The 20,694-nt window shown below is 43.1% G+C and carries 18 protein-coding genes; 7 read left to right on the top strand and 11 right to left on the bottom strand.

The genetic code is table 11. The annotated features are described in order from the left end of the window. Positions 1–67: 67 nt before the first annotated feature. Positions 68–988 (top strand): RluA family pseudouridine synthase, encoded by a 921-nt coding sequence (locus AB3G73_RS05980; protein WP_099145921.1) that lies wholly within the window; start codon positions 68–70, stop codon positions 986–988. Positions 989–1,069: 81 nt separating this feature from the next. Here the strand turns inward: AB3G73_RS05980 and AB3G73_RS05985 are convergent, their stop codons facing one another. Further along, positions 1,070–1,468: a hypothetical protein gene (locus tag AB3G73_RS05985; protein ID WP_148366982.1), complete on the bottom strand. Its 399-nt coding sequence runs from the start codon at positions 1,466–1,468 to the stop codon at positions 1,070–1,072. Between the two features lie 111 nt (positions 1,469–1,579). Between AB3G73_RS05985 and AB3G73_RS05990 the strand changes: the two genes are divergently transcribed. The 5 genes from AB3G73_RS05990 (at position 1,580) to AB3G73_RS06010 (ending at position 7,685) form a co-directional block, all read left to right on the top strand. Continuing rightward, positions 1,580–3,220 carry a DUF4080 domain-containing protein gene (locus AB3G73_RS05990; protein ID WP_367743636.1) on the top strand — a complete coding sequence of 547 codons (1,641 nt, stop codon included), beginning with the start codon at positions 1,580–1,582 and terminating at the stop codon, positions 3,218–3,220. A 114-nt stretch (positions 3,221–3,334) separates the two neighbouring features. Then, the gene (locus AB3G73_RS05995) at positions 3,335–3,958 is read left to right on the top strand and encodes a DUF4858 domain-containing protein (protein ID WP_217722094.1); all 624 of its coding nucleotides are present in this window, start codon (positions 3,335–3,337) and stop codon (positions 3,956–3,958) included. A 265-nt stretch (positions 3,959–4,223) separates the two neighbouring features. Continuing rightward, positions 4,224–5,291, top strand: coding sequence for a hypothetical protein (locus tag AB3G73_RS06000; RefSeq protein ID WP_367743640.1), 1,068 nt, complete (start codon positions 4,224–4,226; stop codon positions 5,289–5,291). A 304-nt stretch (positions 5,292–5,595) separates the two neighbouring features. Continuing rightward, complete coding sequence (gene map, locus AB3G73_RS06005) at positions 5,596–6,450, top strand: type I methionyl aminopeptidase (RefSeq protein ID WP_148366985.1); 855 nt, start codon at positions 5,596–5,598, stop codon at positions 6,448–6,450. Further along, complete coding sequence (locus tag AB3G73_RS06010) at positions 6,450–7,685, top strand: DNA recombination protein RmuC (RefSeq protein WP_195649605.1); 1,236 nt, start codon at positions 6,450–6,452, stop codon at positions 7,683–7,685. Before map ends, AB3G73_RS06010 begins: the two co-directional genes overlap by 1 nt. Positions 7,686–7,809: 124 nt before the next feature. Here AB3G73_RS06010 and AB3G73_RS06015 read toward each other — a convergent pair whose 3' ends face one another. The 10 genes from AB3G73_RS06015 to dnaB form a co-directional block, all read right to left on the bottom strand. Continuing rightward, on the bottom strand, positions 7,810–8,988 hold the full coding sequence (locus tag AB3G73_RS06015; protein ID WP_148366987.1) for a sodium:proton antiporter: 1,179 nt from the start codon (positions 8,986–8,988) through the stop codon (positions 7,810–7,812). Positions 8,989–9,073: 85 nt separating this feature from the next. Next, positions 9,074–10,855 carry a translation elongation factor 4 gene (gene lepA / locus AB3G73_RS06020; protein ID WP_148366988.1) on the bottom strand — a complete coding sequence of 594 codons (1,782 nt, stop codon included), beginning with the start codon at positions 10,853–10,855 and terminating at the stop codon, positions 9,074–9,076. Between the two features lie 130 nt (positions 10,856–10,985). Then, positions 10,986–11,186, bottom strand: a complete 201-nt coding sequence (locus AB3G73_RS06025) for a winged helix-turn-helix domain-containing protein (protein WP_004295603.1) — start codon at positions 11,184–11,186, stop codon at positions 10,986–10,988. Positions 11,187–11,340: 154 nt separating this feature from the next. Continuing rightward, positions 11,341–11,799: a C-GCAxxG-C-C family protein gene (locus AB3G73_RS06030; RefSeq protein WP_004295601.1), complete on the bottom strand. Its 459-nt coding sequence runs from the start codon at positions 11,797–11,799 to the stop codon at positions 11,341–11,343. A 64-nt stretch (positions 11,800–11,863) separates the two neighbouring features. Next, the gene (locus AB3G73_RS06035) at positions 11,864–12,625 is read right to left on the bottom strand and encodes an exodeoxyribonuclease III (RefSeq protein ID WP_148366989.1); all 762 of its coding nucleotides are present in this window, start codon (positions 12,623–12,625) and stop codon (positions 11,864–11,866) included. Positions 12,626–12,654: 29 nt separating this feature from the next. After that, a complete protein-coding gene (locus tag AB3G73_RS06040; protein ID WP_148366990.1) occupies positions 12,655–13,908 on the bottom strand; it encodes an Nramp family divalent metal transporter in 1,254 nt (417 codons plus the stop codon). Between the two features lie 181 nt (positions 13,909–14,089). After that, a complete protein-coding gene (locus AB3G73_RS06045; RefSeq protein ID WP_148366991.1) occupies positions 14,090–14,335 on the bottom strand; it encodes a TIGR03905 family TSCPD domain-containing protein in 246 nt (81 codons plus the stop codon). Between the two features lie 8 nt (positions 14,336–14,343). Further along, positions 14,344–15,081 (bottom strand): YebC/PmpR family DNA-binding transcriptional regulator, encoded by a 738-nt coding sequence (locus AB3G73_RS06050; protein WP_074636120.1) that lies wholly within the window; start codon positions 15,079–15,081, stop codon positions 14,344–14,346. 31 nt (positions 15,082–15,112) lie between these two features. Next, complete coding sequence (pheT, locus tag AB3G73_RS06055) at positions 15,113–17,575, bottom strand: phenylalanine--tRNA ligase subunit beta (RefSeq protein WP_148366992.1); 2,463 nt, start codon at positions 17,573–17,575, stop codon at positions 15,113–15,115. A gap of 274 nt (positions 17,576–17,849) precedes the next feature. After that, a complete protein-coding gene (gene dnaB / locus AB3G73_RS06060) occupies positions 17,850–19,412 on the bottom strand; it encodes a replicative DNA helicase (protein WP_367743659.1) in 1,563 nt (520 codons plus the stop codon). Between the two features lie 234 nt (positions 19,413–19,646). Between dnaB and ispE the strand changes: the two genes are divergently transcribed. Then, positions 19,647–20,471, top strand: coding sequence for a 4-(cytidine 5'-diphospho)-2-C-methyl-D-erythritol kinase (gene ispE / locus AB3G73_RS06065; protein ID WP_148366994.1), 825 nt, complete (start codon positions 19,647–19,649; stop codon positions 20,469–20,471). The last annotated feature ends 223 nt before the right edge of the window (positions 20,472–20,694 follow it).

Raw genomic sequence — 20,694 nt, forward strand, 5'->3', positions numbered from 1 at the left:
TTATTATTGATTATTATAATGTGTGTAATCTGTGGTGAAAAATAAAATCTCAAAAGAAGAAAAAGAAATGAAAAAAAGACCCAGAAGAACTCCTGCTGAAAAAGCACGCGCTCAATATACAAATTATGCAGTGAAAGAACCTATGGAACTAATGGAGTTCCTCGCTGCCAAGATGCCGGACGCAAGTCGCACCAAATTGAAATCGTTGCTAAGCAAGCGGGTGGTGTTTGTTGATAATGTGATAACCACGCAATTCAACTTCCCGTTGGAACCGGGCATGAAGGTACAAATCAGCAAAGAGAAAGGAAAGAAAGAATTTAATAACAGACTGCTGAAAATCGTGTATGAAGATGCCTATATCATTGTTGTCGAAAAGATGCAAGGACTTTTATCAGTCAATACGGAACGCCAGAAAGAGCGCACGGCCTACACGATACTCAATGAATATGTGCAACGCTCCGGACGTCAATTCCGTGTGTTTATCGTTCATCGCCTGGACAGGGACACTTCCGGTCTGATGATGTTTGCCAAAGACGAAAAAACACAGCGGACCCTGCGCGACAACTGGCATGATATAGTGACCGACCGCCGATATGTAGCTGTAGTGGAAGGTAATATGGAGAAAGATTATGATACAGTCGTTTCCTGGCTGACTGATAAAACGCTTTATGTAAGTTCCAGCGAGTATGATGACGGCGGCTCAAAATCTATAACCCACTACAGGACAATCAAACGTGCCAACGGATATTCCCTGTTGGAGCTCGATCTGGAAACCGGCCGGAAGAACCAGATTCGTGTGCATATGCAGGATTTAGGTCATCCCATTATCGGTGACGGAAGATATGGAAGAGAAGATTCCCCCAATCCTATCGGACGTCTGGCACTCCATGCTTTCAAACTTTGTTTCTATCATCCGGTAACGGGAGATTTGATGGAGTTCGAGACGCCTTATCCGGCAGAGTTCAAGAAGTTGTTTTTGAAAAAATAAAACTACACTCAAAAAAAAGAGAAGGAGTTAGATCAATTGATTTTGATTTAACTCCTTTTTCTATTAAAATCAGATCTTATTCTATTGCATTTGCAACTCAATATAATCAATATATCCTCCATCAAGATACAGGTCACCTTGCAAATAACGCCCTCTGACACGAACGCCCCTTATCTCACGTAAAGCAAAATCACGTCCATAATCAAGGTACAATGTGCCATAATCAACCCACCACCGGAAAGGCAAATCACCTGCAGATTTACCATTATAATCATAAACCTGATAGTCTATTCCCAGCCCATTATTATCCAAGCGAATACCACTTTCTATCGGATTATAATCAGAACCGAACCACAAATCACCCACCCAGGTGCGTCCCATCAAATCGTCATAAATATCTTCATCGTCTTCACACGAAGTAAAGCCAACCAATAAAGTCAGCATCATCAAGATACCTGCATATCTTTTTATCATTTTCATAATTCTCTAGTTTATTGCGTTTATTAATACAAAATTAGCATTTTATATTTACTATACATCACAAGCCACAAGTTTTTTGTACCTTTGCAAAGATAATATTAAATTTTCCACATGAAACTTCTTTGGCTTGATTTAAATAGTTCGTACGCACACTCCTCATTGGCACTCCCTGCACTCCATGCTCAAATAGCAGACGATACCACTATTGAATGGTGCGTAGTCTCCGCCACTATCAATGAAAATACGGGCAGTGTCGTCAATCAAATCTACCGTCATCAACCGGACATCATCGCAGCTACCAACTGGCTATTTAATCACGAGCAACTCCTACACATCGTTTCACGCGCAAAAGCATTACTACCTCACTGTTGTGTCATACTCGGAGGCCCCGAATTTTTAGGAGATAATGAAGCTTTCTTATATAAGAACAAATTTGTAAGCGGAGTGTTTCGCGGAGAAGGCGAAGAAGTATTTCCTTTATGGTTAAAAGTGTGGAATCAGCCAAGAAAAGAATGGAAATCAATCACAGGACTCTGTTATCTGGACGAATCGGGAGGATATCATGACAACGGACTCGCCCGCGTTATGAAGTTTTCCGAATTGGTTCCCCCCGAAAAGAGCCGTTTCTTCAACTGGAGCAAACCTTTTGTACAGTTAGAAACCACCCGCGGATGTTTTAACACCTGTGCCTTTTGTGTCAGTGGAGGTGAAAAGCCAGTTCGCACCCTATCTCTTGAAGCAACCCGGAAACGTCTCGACGTAATACACCAACACAGAATCAAGAACGTGAGGGTACTGGACCGCACGTTCAATTACAACAACAAACGGGCAAAAGAATTACTAAATCTATTCCGCGAATACCCGGATATCTGTTTCCATCTGGAAATTCATCCCGCACTCCTTTCCGATGAACTCAAACAGGAATTAGCCACCCTCCCTAAAGGACTGCTGCATCTGGAAGCCGGAATCCAAAGCCTACGGGAAAACGTGCTTGAACAAAGCCGGAGAATAGGAAAACTCTCCGACGCTCTGGCCGGACTTAAATATCTATGTTCACTTAAAAACATGGAAACTCATGCCGACTTGATAGCAGGACTCCCACTCTACCATCTATCAGAGATTTTCGATGATGTCCGCACTTTAGCAGAGTATGGCGCAGGAGAAATTCAACTGGAATCCCTCAAATTACTTCCGGGCACCGAAATGAAAAGAAGAGCGGACGAGTTAGGCATACAGTACTCCCCACTCCCTCCATACGAAGTTCTTCAAACTCGTGAAATCACCGTAGATGAACTACAGACAGCACATTATCTGTCCCGCCTGTTAGACGGTTTCTATAATACTCCCACTTGGCGAAGCATCACACGGATACTCATTCTGGAAAACCCTCATTTTATACATGAGTTACTCGACCATTTAGTTCAAACAGATGTCATTGACACCCCTCTTAGTCTGGAAAAAAGAGGATTAATCCTCTATGATTTCTGCAAGAATCATTATCCCGACTACCTGGCACAAGTCAGCATTGCATGGATAGAAGCGGGTATGTCATTAAAAAAGGCTCCGGCAGAAAAAGTAAGGACCAAAAGACAGCTACCACCTGAAAGCTGGGAAATAGAATATGGAGCATATCGCGAGAATCTACGATTATGTTTCCTTCCCACCGATGAAGAAGGACATGGTTACTGGTTTGGTTTTGAATCGGAGATTCAGAAGATACAACCGGTTTTCAAAGCTAAAAAACTATCATAAATAAAAGAGAAGTATTCCCATATTATGTGAAATAATTACTATTCATTGATCGTTTAGAGCAGCATTTCCTGTTTTCCACCGTCCATACAATAAACTCTACTAGCACAAAGCAGTATGGACATTCGAAAATATCAATTGAATATTCTTTGTTTATTATTGTTCCCCTTATCCGCAGCAGGACAAGAATGGAACCAACAAGATTCATTGAAACTTCAGCAAATGCTGGAATCCGATCAGGAGATCAACATAAATAGAAAGTTCATCGAAAAAGTAGAGCAAAACATGTACTCTCGAAAACCATTTGTAGATTTTGATCCCACACTACCCACTTTAAAATCTTCCACAATCTTTTCGAAACCTTCTATTCACACATACAAGATGTTCCGAAAGCCAGGTTCCACCTTTTTACCCACTTATTCCTGGCTAAGAATAAACAAGAATCTTATTCTGCATAGTAAAAGCGACTTTGCGGAAAATCCCAATCATTTTCATATCCAAAGCCAAATGGAATATAAATTGTCCTCCAAATGGTCTCTCGACATATATGGTTCACAAAACCTCGATACCCGAAGATATCGCGGGCTCCCCTCCGAAGTGGAACCAACCAAATTTGGAAGTAATGTCATTTTCAAAATAAATAAAAACTGGAAAATCAAAACAGGGATGCAATACCAATATAATGCTATACGAAAAAGATGGGAATGGATACCTCAAGTTAGCGTTTCATACGAATGGTAAAAACCTATGATATCCACGATTTCCCGTAACTGGGAGAATCCCACTTTCTATTCTACTATTGACCAGTTGCGTACATTTAAAGTACGTTGATTGATGCTAATAGCGCATATTCTGCAACTTTAGTGTTGTTTTGAGCCCTTTAAATATGTTGCTCAAAATCGGAAAAATGAAATATCATAGATTGTGATAAAAAAAGTTGAGAGGTATTGGGATATGTCGAAAAATATATATAAATTCGTATAGTATTCACATAAACACTTATGATATGAAACATTTAACCTTTATGTGTTTTCTGTTGTGTCTTTTCGCTTGTAGCAGTGAAGACATTGTAAGTACCGTTGAGGAATCTGCAAAGCCGGCTAATGAATTGACTGCACAAACTGTTAATTTACTTGATAGCCTTGAAATTATGGAATATATTGATAGCATTATTAGTTCTTTTCCAAAGACTAGAGATCATGTAACAGGATATCTTTTAAAAGATGGATGGGACTATCAACTAACAGAAGAGCAGATAGAGCTTATTAGAAACAGCTTGCCGCGTCCACTTTTTACCCAAGAAAAAGTTCAGTTACAAAAAGCATTTACTTGTGTTGATTATACTAATACGGTTGTTTGGAACAACTGGTCTGGACTGTACAATTGTTATGCATATTCGATGGGGATTTATTCGTGGATAGAGTTCTATAACTGGGACGATTTATATCTCGGATATGGCAATGCGAGAGCAAAGTATCATGCTTATTATGATTATAGCGATAGTGACTTTGGAACAGAAAAAAAATATCCGGTAATTTGGAGTCAGGGGCCCACTCCTTTACATGCAAGTTTATGTGATTTTAAACATAGTAACTCCCAGCGCTCTAAGATGGGGCAAACGTGGCTGTTATGGCATAGTAGTCAGGGAGATATTAACGCTGAAGAAATCAGGAAAATGCATGAGGCTACTCAAGAAAATATAACTATTTCACGGAGTGAACTGGCCATAATCTCCCAAAAGGCACGTGCAATTAGTAAGAGGCCAATGTTTGAATCTTTGTTTAATGAATGGAAAGAAGCATGGACATGGTCTTTTAGTAGTAATACAGCTACTACAAGACAATTGCCCCAATATGCAGAATTAAAGGCTATGGGAAGGGAAATTATACCATTATTGATCGAGAAGATGGCGACAGAAGAAGATAACTTTTTTGCGATAAGATTGTATGAAGATCTTCAAGATGACCAGAATCAGAAAATACGATATGCGAATGAGGATCCTCATCAATTTGAAGGGTTACAACAAACTACGAAGAAGACTATAAAGAAGTGGTTAGAGGCTAATTCTAATTAAGATTATCTAAGGGACAATCGATTGTCGAACTTTTAATTAAGAATATAGATTGGTACTTTTGACCGGTGTAAATGATCGATGACACAAATAAATACACTATCTTTGTGAACGTTAATCCCCACAGTTCTGTCTGGTCTATTCATAATGAAGAGTTTTAAGTTACAACCGCAATATACGAATCAGTGTGCTTAAAGCGCGAATATTAGACGGGGAATTGTGCCGAAGGGCTTGACTTTTTATCACAACTGGCCTAAAAATCAGAGATTTTATCTAAATTTGTCATACGATTAAATATGCTATCATAATGAAGAACTTTATCAAGGGATTCCGGTTTACTCCCTCTAATTATCCGGCTGAAGTAGAAGCAAAAATACAGAAATACAGAAAGCAAGGTTACAAACTCCCACCGCGCAAAGTACTCCGTACTCCCGAACAACTGGAAGGCATCCGTGAAAGTGCCAAAATCAATACTGCACTGCTGGACTATATTTCGGAAAATATCCGGGAAGGCATGTCCACCGAAGAAATTGATGTGCTCGTATATGATTTTACTACCAGTCATGGTGCTATCCCTGCCCCACTCAACTACGAAGGATTTCCCAAAAGCGTCTGCACCAGCATCAACGATGTAGTGTGCCACGGAATACCCAATAAAAATGAGATTCTGAAAAGCGGAGATATTATCAATGTGGATGTTTCCACCATTTACAAAGGGTATTTCTCCGATGCATCCCGTATGTTTATGATCGGTGACGTCAGCCCTGAAATGCAAAAGTTGGTACAGGTAACCAAAGAATGTATGGAAATAGGCATTGCCGCCGCCCAACCTTGGAAACAGCTGGGTGATGTAGGCGCTGCCATTCAGGAACATGCCGAAAAGAACGGATTCAGCGTAGTCCGTGATCTCTGCGGACATGGCGTAGGAATGCAATTCCACGAAGAACCGGACGTAGAACATTTCGGACGCCGGGGTACGGGCATGATGATTGTGCCGGGCATGACCTTCACCATCGAACCTATGATTAATATGGGAACCTATGAAGTATTCATAGACGAAGCCGACGGATGGACTGTCTGCACCGACGACGGACTGCCTTCCGCCCAATGGGAAAATATGATTCTGATAACGGAAACCGGAAACGAAATTCTGACATATTGATGGAACTGATTCTACTTATTGTTATTGCCGTGTTAGTGATAGTCCTACTTGTATTATCACTAACCAAAGGCAACAATCAAACTCAAGCAGAACAATTACAAATAGCCTTGCGCCAGCAAATGCAGGAAAACCGGGAAGAACTGAACCGCAGCATCCGGGAACTTCGCATGGAAATGACGCAAACGCTGAACCAGAATATGCAACAGCTTCAAGATGTTCTGCACAAGAATATGATGACTACCGGAGAACTGCAACGACAGAAATTCGACATGATGGCCCGCCAGCAGGAAGCATTGCTGAAATCCACCGAAAAACGTCTCGACGATATGCGTTTGATGGTAGAGGAAAAGTTACAAAAAACACTTAACGAACGTATCGGCCAATCATTCGAAATCGTCCGTTCGCAACTTGAAAACGTACAAAAAGGACTGGGAGAAATGAAATCTCTCGCCCAAGATGTCGGTGGGCTGAAAAAGGTATTGAGCAACGTAAAGATGAGAGGCACGTTCGGCGAAGTCCAACTGGGTGCACTCTTAGAACAAATGATGAGCCCCGAACAGTACGACGCCAATGTCAAAACGAAAAAGAGCGGAACCGAATTTGTGGAGTTTGCCATCAAACTTCCGGGAAAAGATGACGCCAACAGCACCGTCTACCTCCCCATCGACGCCAAATTCCCCAAAGATGTATACGAACAATACTACGACGCATTCGAAGCGGGAGACACAGCATTGATGGAATCGTGCGGCAAGCAATTGGAAAATACAATCAAAAAGATGGCAAAAGACATCCATGATAAATATGTAGACCCGCCGTTTACCACAGACTTTGCCATTATGTTCCTGCCGTTTGAAAGCATATATGCCGAAGTAATCCGTCGTACCAGTCTCATCGAAACACTCCAAAAGGAGTATAAGATTGTAGTTACGGGACCGACAACATTAGGCGCCATTCTCAACAGTCTTCAGATGGGATTCCGCACGCTCGCTATCCAAAAACGTACCGGAGAAGTCTGGACCGTATTGGGAGCTGTCAAAACAGAATTCAGTAAATTCGGAGGGTTGCTTGAAAAAGTACAAAAGAACCTGCAAAGCGCCGGTGACCAACTCGAAGAAGTCATGGGAAAACGAACACGTGCCATCGAACGCAAACTGCGGCAAGTGGAACAGTTGCCGCATGAAGAAAGCCAAAAGATTCTCCCCATTGACGTAGAGGACGATTCGACAGATTACTAACTGATATTATTCAGGCACGGATTACACGGATTACACGGTTTTTAGAAATACGATTGCATAAAGCAACAGCGTAATCCGTGTAATCCGTGCCTAAAAAAATACTCCACAACATTTCCATATCACGTCAATCCACATAACTCCGCAAAGCCAGATTCTTCACCCAAAGAACGAAGATACCCGTCAGAATCAGATTCAATACCAGAGTAAGCACTGAAATAACCAATGCAGGGCCACCCAAGTTATATCCCAATGCAATGAAAATGATTCCGGCCCCTACCTCGCCACGGGTAAACATACCGATGGAAAGAGCCAGCCGCTCACTTAATTTCCGGTCACGATAGAAGAACATCGGACAAAGCTTTCCTATATTCGACAATAAAGAGACAATCACCACATGAAACAGAATCATTCCCCACGACATCATCTCCTGCGAACCGGTTACGGAATAAGAACCTGCATGAGTCTCCGCAAAGTTCACTCCAATAAAATGCGGCATGCTCATTCCCACCAGAAACATGAAGAAAAATGAAATTCCGGTAGACACCTTTCGTTCCACCGGTGTATCATGTTCCTTATGTTTCATGATCATACCCAAAACAAATGCCGGCAACAGTACTTCAATATGAATACTTCCCTCGTCCCCATACAATTCTTTACTCCCCAGATACAGTATTTGAGTAGCCAGAAATATAATCACTGAATAAAAGAGGATAGCCTTCCAGTCCTGACGCCAATCATACTTATTCAATCTTTGCCAGCCGATCGACAATAACAAGAATACAATCACCACCACAATAATCAACTGCCAGCGCAGTCCGATCATCATAATCTGAAGAGGAATCATCAAAAGAATCGTATCCAAATCATCGAAAATTGCCAATACCTGTATTTTCTTATAAATCCAACTGGACTTCAGTCCGATAGCCGCCAACATTGTAAACAGAATACCGGCCGATGTAGGTGCGGCAAAACGGCTTAGCAGCAAATTCTCCTTCCATGCTTCCCAACTATTCCAGAAATCGGGCGGAAGCAAAATAAACACATAATAAATAGCAATCATAAACCACGGTAAAGCAGCCGTCGCCATCGCAATAAAATAATCTTGAGCGTAACTTTTCCACCTCGTTTTATCAAGGACAAACTCACGGCCTACATTAATCATTATAAAACTAAGGCATACATAGAGCAGTACATTCGATATGGATTTAACAGCTCCATACCCATCCCCTGCCATCAACGGCAGGAATTGCGAAACGATGAGCCCCAACATCAGGAAGCCCGAAAAAGACAGAACTTTTCTCATATTTATAGTTGTTTGTGTATTAAAAACTAACCGCAAGTCAATTTGTTCAGAACATATCTCTGAAAAATTGCTTGCGGCAGTATTTTTAATCTAGTTTCAGTACGGCGAGGAAGGCTTTTTGCGGCACCTCCACGTTACCGATTTGTTTCATTCGTTTCTTACCTTTTTTCTGCTTCTCAAGCAGTTTACGTTTACGGCTCACGTCACCCCCGTAACACTTCGCTGTCACATCCTTACGGACCGCCTTAATGGTTTCACGCGAAATAATCTTCGCTCCGATAGCCGCCTGAATGGCAATATCAAACTGCTGGCGCGGAATGAGCTCTTTCAGCTTCTCACACATCCGTCGTCCCATATCGTAAGCATTGTCAATATGTGTCAAAGTAGAAAGTGCATCCACAGGCTCACCGTTCAGCAAGATATCCAGCTTCACCAGTTTGGAAGTACGGAAACCATTCGGATGATAATCAAACGACGCATACCCTTTAGAAATACTCTTCAACTTATCGTAGAAATCGATCACAATCTCTCCCAAAGGCATATTGTAATAGATTTCCACACGATTACCGGAGATATATTCCTGTTTAATCAATTCACCACGTTTACCCAGGCAAAGCGTCATAATAGGACCGATATAATCGGTGGTTGTAATAATAGATGCTTTGATATACGGTTCCTCGATATGGTCAATCATCGTCGGGTCGGGCATACCACCGGGGTTGTGCACCTCCTTCATATTACCTTGCTTGTCATAGATATGGTAGGACACGTTCGGCACCGTAGTAATCACATTCATGTCAAACTCACGATCCAGACGCTCCTGCACAATCTCCATATGGAGCAATCCGAGGAAACCGCAACGGAAACCAAAACCCAAAGCCAGCGAAGACTCCGGCTGGAAAGTCAACGACGCATCATTCAGCTGCAACTTTTCCAAAGACGCGCGAAGATCTTCGAAATCCTCCGCCTCAATCGGATAAACCCCGGCAAACACCATCGGCTTCACTTCCTCAAAACCGGCAATAGCCTTGTCACACGGACGGGCAATATGCGTAATGGTATCTCCCACCTTCACCTCTTTAGAAGTCTTGATACCGGAAATAATATATCCCACATCCCCCGTACGAAGTTCGTTGCGAGGTACCATATCCATTTTCAGCACTCCCACTTCATCGGCATCATACTCTTTTCCCGTATTGAAGAATTTCACCTTATCCCCCTTGCGAATCATACCGTTTTCAATCTTGAAATAAGCAATAATTCCACGGAAAGAGTTGAATACAGAGTCGAAAATCAAAGCTTGCAACGGAGCCTCTTCATCTCCTTCCGGATGAGGAATACGCTCGATCACGGCCGCCAGTATTTCTTCCACTCCCATACCCGTTTTGCCGGATGCACGGATCACTTCCTCCCGCTTGCAGCCCAGCAATTCAATGATCTCGTCCTCCACTTCTTCGGGATTGGCACTCGCCATATCGCATTTATTAATCACCGGAATAATCTCAAGGTCGTGCTCAATTGCCATGTACAGATTCGAGATAGTCTGTGCCTGCACTCCCTGCGAAGCATCGACAATCAGCAACGCACCTTCACACGCAGCAATAGAGCGCGACACCTCATACGAAAAGTCCACATGTCCCGGAGTGTCAATCAGGTTAAGGATATACTTCTCCCCCTGATAAGTATATTCCATCTGGATTGCATGGCTCTTGATAGTGATCCCCCTTTCTTTCTCCAGATCCATATTATCAAGCATCTGCCCCGAAGTCACCTGAATAGTGTGTGTAAACTCCAACAAACGGTCGGCCAAAGTCGATTTCCCGTGGTCAATATGAGCAATAATGCAAAAGTTGCGTATATTCTTCATTCTGAATTCTTATTATTTTTAGCTTTTTGGTGTGCAAAGATACGTAAATGGCGGAATAAAAAAAAATGCGTTGATAACATTATGACCATGTACCAACGCATTTTTTTTATTGCTTAAGTGAGTTACTCGCTTAGATCAATTTGATGAAGAGTTCACCTTCAACTTCTTCCACAGAGACTTTGTCTTCTCTCAATAACCAGCCAAGGCCGAGGAACAGATCTTTGTCAACCAATTTAGTTGCTTTTTTAAGCTGCTTGGCAGTCATTCCTTCTGTTTCGTTCAGTGCATTCCAGATAGTACCTGCAATTACACCAGCTTTTTCTTTCAACATTTGCTTTGCAATTTTAGTTAGACATGCTTAAAATCATCCGGTCCAAAAGACTTTCAGATTTTATTTCGGAGGCAAAGATAGTTATTTTTATGTTATATAACACTTTATTGAGCACTTTTTTACCGTTTTTGTAATAAAAAAGCATTTTAGAACCTCATTTAGGATGCTTTTCGAGATATTCCGACCAAATTCTTGCCGCTTCTTCCACCATTTTAGCACAGGGACGCTTGCTATAATATTGAGCAGTACGCTCTTCCGGAATGGTTGAAACGGGATCTTTTTTCTTTAATCCCAACAATTCGCCACAAATCAGCGAACCGTTACGCTTCTTAAATTCAGCCGCCAGTTCTTGCACTACCGCATAATTGGCAGCTTTTCCTTCCCGGTCTGTCGCTTCCGTAGCGCCGGTTTCCAAGCCCGCCACCAAAAACATGCCGCAGGCAGCTCCACACGTTTCGCGCATTCGTCCTATTCCCCCGCCAAAGGAAGCACCCATACGTAACGCCTGTTCCTGTGTAAATCCATACATATCTGCAAAGGCCGCTACCACCGACTGCGAACAGTTATATCCGCTCTTAAAAAGCTCCACTGCTTTCTGTATTCTATCTTCCATAAACTATTTTGCATTTTTATTTCGCACAAAAATATAAGACACCCGTAAATTGAGTATTACTATCCTATAATATTTCCAATGCCATCGGACAATGGTCGGAATGTACGGCCTCATTCAGGATATACGCCCGTTTCAACAGCGGGCGTACCGGCTCACTGACCATACAATAGTCAATTCTCCAACCTTTATTCTTGGCACGCGAATTAAAACGATAGCTCCACCAAGTATATTCCTGTTTTTCGGGACAAAGCGTACGGAAAGAATCCACATACCCTGCAGACAGGAAACGTGTCATCCACTCCCGTTCTTCAGGAAGGAAGCCACTGTTTGTCGCATTCCGGACAGGATCATGAATATCAATCGGTTCGTGGCAAATATTATAATCACCACAAAGAATCAAATTGGGACGGGACTTCTGCAACTCCGTCACATACTTCTGAAAATCTTCCAGCCACACCATTTTGAAAGCCTGACGTTCGTCCCCGCTCGTTCCCGAAGGGTGATAAACACTGACTACCGATAAATCTCCAAAGTCCGCCCGTATAAAACGTCCTTCATTATCATAAGCCTCCATTCCCATCCCATATTCCACATGGTCCGGTTCCTGCTTGGTAAGTATGGCCACTCCACTGTATCCTTTCTTCTGTGCCGAATACAAATAAGACTTGTAACCCAACGCTTCAAACACCTCTCCCGGATATTGGTCCGGTTGCAGTTTCGTCTCTTGCAGACAAAGAATATCAGGATTCTCCTGCGCCAACCACTCCGGCAAGCCTTTAGATACGGCAGCACGCAGTCCGTTCACATTATAAGTAATAATCTTCATCGATCTATATTTATTGATTTATATTCATTTTATGAAAACAAAAGCATGATGTTCAGTGCCGAAACAATAATAGCAATCGAATACAACACAAACGTGCTCCAACGACTATTGACATAATCTCCCATCACCTTGCGGGAAGACGTCAGCCCCACCTGCAGAAACACTGTGAAAGGTAATTGAATACTAAGTATCATCTGCGAAATAATCAGTCCTTTGAAAGGATCTCCAATAAAGAAAATCAGCAATAAGGCAATTCCCAGAGACAAAAGGACTCCCACCTGCGAGTGGCTGTCTTTGATATGATACGATTCGCCGAAAATACCTGCAAAGATAGAACCCGCCGCCATTCCGCTCGTAATGGTGGATGAAATACCCGCCATCAGCAATGCCAGTGCAAATACAATGGCAGCATTACTTCCCAACAAAGGTTCGAGCAATGACTTGGCCTGTTGCAGTTCCTCTACCTGAATACCGCTTTTAAAGAAAGTAGCGGCAGCCAGCAGAATCATGGCACTGTTAATCGCCCAGCCGACAATCATGGAAAAAAGAGTATCAAACAACTCATATTTCAAGACCTTCTTAATAGAAGCATCATCTTTCTTATTATATTCGTGACTCTGTATCACCTCCGAATGAAGGAACAGATTATGAGGCATCACTACCGCTCCCAACACACTCATGATAATCAGCATACTTCCTTTCGGAAAAGAAGGAGTCACCCACCCTGCTGTCGCAGCCGGCCAGTCTATTTCCACCAGAAACAATTCGTAGATAAACGAAAGTCCGATAACGGAGACAAATGCAATGATGGAACGCTCTATCTTCTTATACGAATTAGTGAAAAGCATGATAGAGACAAAAAGCGTAGTCAATATAGCCCCCCATATAATAGGAATATCAAAGAGCATTTCCAAGGCAATGGCACCTCCCAGAATTTCCGCTAAAGAAGTAGATATCGACGCCAGTACCGCCGTACCAAGAATAGGTCGCGACACCCATTTGGGAGTGTACTTAGTGGCCGCCTCCGAAAGGCAAAGTCCGGTAACAATCCCCAGGTGGGCAACGTTGTGCTGAAGAACGATCAGCATAATAGTAGACAATGTAACCACCCACAGTAAGGAATAGCCGAATTCGGAACCGGCGGCGAAGTTAGAAGCCCAGTTTCCCGGATCAATAAATCCTACGGTAACCAGAAGCCCCGGACCAATATATTTAAAAACATCCAGTCCACCCAGATAGCGTTTATGATCTTTGCGTTTTAAGTCTTGAAAAATATTCTTCATTTTTGCATAATAGTTTTAACCTTACAAATATACTTATAAATAACGAGTGAAGGTCAATTTTAGTTCAAAATACCGACAAGTAAGTATACAAAAATTAGGCACGGATTACGCGGATTTCACGGTTCTTATTTTATTGAAACCGTGAAATCCGTGTAATCCGTGCCCGAATAAATGTCGTCGATTAATATCCCATCTCGTGCAATGCACGACACAACTGGTCAGGACATGAAGTCGGCCTGCCACCACACCGCACTCCTTCAAGTTTTGCGATAACATCCGCTACCTTCATTCCTCTCACAAGACGGGAAATACCTTGAAGGTTACCATTGCATCCTCCCCAGAAAACAACCTCTTTCACCACTCCATCTTCCACGTTCAGCTCGATGTTAGTGCTGCAAGTTCCCCGGGTTTTATACACATATTCCATAACCTGCCTTACTCTTCTTCCCCTTCCGGCTGCATATTGGTATAAACAGTCTGCACGTCATCAAATTCTTCCAAACGTTCGATCATCTTATCCAATGTCTCGCGCTGTTCCGGAGTCACCTCTTTCATGTCGTTCGGGATATAAGTGAAGTCTCCACCGACATCTTCAAAACCACACTCCTCCAAGTGTTTCTGAATAGCGGCATAGCTCTTGGGATTACCATAGATAGTGATTGTTCCCTCTTCGTCATCTTCTTCATATTCATCCTCCACATCATAATCGATCAGATCCAGAATCAGTTCTTCCATATCCAATCCGTCTTTCTTCTTGAAAGTAAATACACATTTGTGGTCGAACAGGAACGCGAGAGATCCCATTGTGCCGAGATTACCGCCAAACTTATTAAATACCGAACGGACGTCAGCCACTGTACGGGTTGTGTTGTCTGTCAGGGTATCTACAAATACAGCAATACCGTGAGGGCCGTACCCTTCGTAAGTCATGCTCTTGTAGTCACTCTGGTCTTTACCCATTGCGTTTTTGATAGCACGTTCAATATTATCCTTCGGCATATTCTCACGCTTACAAGTAGCGATTACCGAACGCAAAGTCGGGTTGTTTTCAGGTTCCGGACCGCCAGCCTTTACAGCTATAGCGATTTGTTTGCCCAGTCTTGTAAATGTTTTAGCCATGTGGCCCCATCTTTTCAGTTTAGCGGCCTTTCTATATTCAAATGCTCTTCCCATTGGTTTATATTTTTAGATTGAAATTTTAAGTTTATCTAAGTTTGGCACCCAGCTTATCTTCCAAGTTCTTCACCAGTTTGGACATGATCTTATCAATCATCTTATCATTCAAAGTCTGGCTCTCATCCTGAAGCAGGAAGCTCACCGCATACGACTTCTTGCCTGCTTCCAGATTCTTACCTTCGTACACATCGAAAAGTTCCACTTCTTTCAGCAGCTTCTTCTCTGTTTCGTAAGCAATCTTTTCGATTTCGGCAAACTGCACATTCTTGTCAAGCAACAATGCCAGGTCACGTTTCACAGCAGGGAACTTGGAGATTTCCTTGTAGCTGATCTTCACAGAACGGATAGCCTTCATCAGTTCCTTCCAGTTCAAGTCGGCAAAATACACTTCATTGTCGATATCAAATGCTTTCAACAGTTTTTTAGTCACGATACCGAAAGAAGCAAGACGCTTACCACCCTTCGTATTGACAGAGAGTGCGGCAGCAAAAATATCGTCCGTCAGATTACCGACAACCAGATTGTGCAAATCCAGTCCCAGACGCTTCAATATATTTTCTACATAAGCCTTCAACTCATATACCGAACTGTTCTCATCCGCATGTGCCCATGAATTGGAAACCTTCTTACCGGTTACCCACAAACCCAAGTGATAATCTTCCGAGTAAGGAGCCAATACCTTCTCTTCGTTCTTCTTGTCACCATCGAAATGATAGCAATTACCGAATTCGAAGAACTTCAAATCAGCATTCTTACGATTTGCATTATGAGCAATACTTTCCAGTCCACCGAACAGCAAAGTCTGGCGCATAGCGTTCAAATCCGCACTCAACGGATTCAGCAACATCACCAGGTGGTTGGACGGATAAGTCTCCATACCATCATAGTAAGCAGCACGCGTCAATGAGTTGTTCAGGATCTCATTAAATCCGCAACCCACCAATTGCTCTGCAATCAGGTTCTGCAATTTATTCGATTTATCATGTTCACCTTTGGTAGTTAGGCTGGAGTTCAGCGTAGTCGGGATTTCAACATTGTTATATCCGTAGATACGAAGAATATCTTCAATCACGTCACAATCACGCTGCACGTCTACACGATAAGGAGGAACAGCTAATGTCAGCCCTTCTGCCGTTTCATTAGTGATCTTCATTTCCAGGCTGGTCACAATGCTCTTGATTGTCTCTACCGGGATTACTTTTCCTACCAAAGAATGTACTTTCTCATAAGCCAGATCGACTATAAAATCGGGTGCAGGAGTAGTGAACACGTCTTTTATTTCTGAAGAAATCGTACCGCCCGCCAGTTCTTTGACCATCAAAGCAGCCAGCTTCAGGCAATAAATAACCCCGTTCGGATCGATACCGCGTTCGAAACGGAAAGAAGCATCCGTATTCAAGCCATGACGGCGGGCTGTCTTACGCACCCATGTAGGATGGAAATAAGCACTTTCGATGAATACATCTGTCGTAGCTTCCGTGGAACCGGAGTCCAGTCCGCCGAATACACCGGCAATACACATGGCCTCTTCCTTGTTACAAATCATCAGGTCGCGTTCGCTCAATTTACGCTCCACTTCATCCAGCGTAACGAACGGAGTTCCTTCCGGCATTGTCTTGACAATTACTTCATTGCCTTTGATCTTTCCGGCATCGAAGCAGTGCAACGGCTGACCGAAAGCATGAACGATATAATTGGTAATATCCACTACATTATTAATAGGACGCACCCCGATCAGACGCAATTTGTTTTGCAGCCATTCCGGACTTTCCTTCACAGTAACACCTTTCACCGTAACACCGGCATAATGCGGACAAGCTTCGCTGTTTTCCACCTTCACTTCAATATTCAAGTCGTGGTTTTCCACTTTAAAGCCGTCCACCGACGGACGTTGCAAAGTAGCCTGTTTGCCGTTCTGAATCAGATAAGCGTACAAGTCACGAGCCACCCCATAGTGAGAGCAGGCATCCGCACGGTTAGGCGTGATATCCACTTCAAGCACATAGTCGCTCTTGATATTATAATAATCCTTGGCAAGCGTACCCGGAACAGCATTTTCCGGCAATACGATAATACCTGCATGATCCGTACCGATCCCTATTTCGTCTTCAGCACAAATCATACCGATAGATTCCACCCCACGGATTTTTGATTTCTTGATGGTAAAACATTCGTCACCGTCATAAAGTTTTGTACCTAAAGTAGCCACCACCACTTTCTGTCCGGCAGCCACATTCGGGGCACCACAAACAATCTGTACCGGTTCACCGTCTCCCAGATTAACAGTAGTAATATGCAAATGGTCAGAATTAGGATGTTCCGTGCAGGTCAGCACTTCACCAATCACAAGTCCTTCCAAACCACCTTTAATGGTTTGCACTTCTTCTACACCACCTGTTTCCAAGCCGATAGAAGTCAACGCAGCCGCCGTTTCATCGGGCGTCAGATCGAAGTTGACATACTCTTTCAGCCAGTTATAAGAGATATTCATATGATTAATTTTTTATTGTTTCTCAAAAAGATTTGCAAAGTTAATAAGATTTTTCGGTTGACCGAGAAGGTTTGATAAAAAATTGCGCGTTATTTCACCACAGAGGACACAGAGGACGCAGAGGATACCGGAAAAATGAAAAATAAGTGTAAATCCGTAATAAGCAAATGTATATAATTCATTTACCAACAAATTCAACATGAGTACTTAATAAAAAGAAAGAACTCTGTATTCTCTGCGTCCTCTGTGTCCTCTGTGGTGAAACAAAGCACAACTAGAACGGTAACGGTCCATCCCCCGGCGCCCCGAACGGATTCGCTGTCTGTGGCGAAAAATCAGGAGCCGGCGGCGGAGGTACAGCCCCCGCATTGCCCGCATTCATTTTCGATCCCAGCATCGCTCCTGCAGGTTCGCCCGGCATCGGGATCACCATATCGTCCTCCGGATTAGAGAAACGGGTAAACTCACCCTTAAAGCGGAGCAACACCTCGCCTACTGCACCGTTACGGTGCTTGGCGATTACAATTTCCGCCATGCCGCGCAGGTCATTTCCGCGGTCATCCTGATAAATCTTATAATATTCCGGACGGTGGATAAAGCACACCATATCGGCATCCTGCTCGATGGCTCCCGATTCACGAAGGTCACTCAACTGCGGTCGTTTACCGTCAATACCTTCACGGCTTTCCACACCACGATTCAACTGTGACAGTGCGATGATCGGAATACTCAACTCTTTTGCCAATCCTTTCAACGAACGGGAAATGGTACTAACCTCTTCCTGACGGCTACCAAACGCCATACCACTCGCATTCATCAACTGAAGGTAGTCAATGATGATGATTCGCACCCCATGTTCGCGTACCAGACGGCGTGCTTTCGTTCGAAGTTCAAACACAGACAGAGACGGCGTATCATCCACGTAAAGCGGTGCATCCATCAGATTCTTCAGTTTATAGTCCAACTGTTGCCACTCATAACCCGCCAGCTGTCCGCTCTTGATCTTTCCACTTTCAATTTCGCAGACATTGGCAATCAAACGATTCACCAGCTGAACGTTACTCATTTCAAGAGAGAACAATGCCACCGGGTTCCGGTAATCCACCGCAATATTCTTAGCCATAGAAAGGACAAAAGCAGTCTTACCCATAGCAGGACGGGCAGCTATAATAATAAGGTCGGAATTCTGCCAACCCGAAGTCATCTTGTCGAGCTTTGTAAAACCACTCTCAAGACCACTCAAACCGTCGGTTCGCGCCGCAGCCTTCTGAATCAGCTTATAGGCTTCGTCAATCACCGGATTGATCTGCGTATAATCTTTTTTCATATTCTGCTGTGAGATCTCGAAAAGCTTGCCTTCCGCTTCCTGCATCAAGTCGTCCACATCCAGCGTTTCATCAAACGCCTTACTCTGGATATTGCTTGTAAACGTAATCAGCTCACGCGCCAGAGATTTCTGTGCAATAATACGGGCGTGATACTCAATATGCGCTGATGAAGCCACCTTACTACTCAATTGAGTAATATAGAACGGGCCTCCCACCTCTTCCAATTCTCCGCGTTTGCTAAGTTGTTCCTTTACAGTCAGAATATCCACCGGTTTCTGATTCACCGCAAGATCGGTGATAGCAGAATAAATCAACTGATGCCGTCGTTCGTAAAAAGATTCGGGACGAAGAATCTCACTCACCAACGAGTAAGCATCCTTTTCAATCATCAAAGCTCCCAGAACTGCTTCTTCCAGTTCAGGCGCCTGCGGCTGAATACGACCATAATCATTTACCGGTTGTATTTTAGTAGACTTTGAATTGCGGGTATTTCTTTTCTGTTCGGCCATCGAGGTATTTACTATTTTACAATTTACTATTTACTATTTTGCGACCGGACAGACTCCTTTATAACAGAGTTTTTCCAGTCGGGACGACAAAGATAGAATATAATCATGAAGAATGAATAAGGAAAAATGAAGATTTTACTAACTTTGCTCCCGAATTACATTCAACACATGATTAATTGTCATGTGCAGCACTGCAAATAGTAAATCGTAAATTGTAAAATAGTAAATAACCTTATGCTTGCTTTTCCTAATATCAAAATAAACCTGGGACTTTCCATCACGGAAAAACGCCCGGACGGATATCACAATCTGGAAACCGTTTTCTATCCGGTAGCTCTGGAAGACGCACTGGAAATCCGTACCTCCCCTAACGCTGACCGAAAATTCACTCTCCACCAACACGGAATGGAAATAGCCGGTAACCCGGAAGACAATCTGGTAGTAAAAGCCTATTTGTTGATGGATAAGGAATTTCATCTCCCTCCTGTCGAAATCCACTTATACAAGCACATCCCTTCAGGAGCCGGACTGGGAGGAGGATCATCGGATGCCGCTTTCATGCTGAAGTTGCTCAACGATCATTATCAGCTGGGAGTATCCGAAGAACAATTGGAAGTATACGCTGCCACTTTGGGAGCAGACTGCGCTTTCTTTATCAAAAACAGACCGATATTTGCCGAAGGAATTGGAAACATCTTCTCCCCGGTCGAACTTTCATTAAACGGCTACCAAATCATGATTATAAAACCGAATGTTTTTGTTTCCACCCGGGAAGCCTTTTCAAACATTCATCCCCATCGTCCGAAATATCCGGTTATGGAGGCAATCCAGCGTCCTGTACAAGAATGGAAGGATACGTTAATCAATGATTTCGAAGCAAGTGTATTCCCGCAACATCCCGTCATTGGAGAAATCAAAGAAGAACTCTATCATCAAGGAGCAATCTACGCATCCATGAGCGGCTCCGGATCTTCGGTATTCGGATTGTTTGCTCCCGGATTCGTCTTACCGGAAATTAATTGGGGAACTGACGTATTCTGCTTCAAAGGAAAGCTATAAAGTAAAGAACCATATAATCGTACGCCCATGCTGGGCGTACAAAAAACGGTACCACGACTCACGTCGTAGTACCGTCACAACACAAACACAAAATAAAACACGACAAAACTACTATGCAATCTTTCCTGTCTATGCCGGGGAGGCATAAGTACTATTTACGTATATTCGCATACTCATAAACAGCTTCAGGTCGATTAGCATCAATTAAACAAATCGCATGCAC

Origin of the sequence: Bacteroides sp. L008 (genome assembly GCF_040812255.1) — a bacterium.
Taxonomy (GTDB): Bacteria; Bacteroidota; Bacteroidia; order Bacteroidales; family Bacteroidaceae; genus Bacteroides; species Bacteroides vicugnae.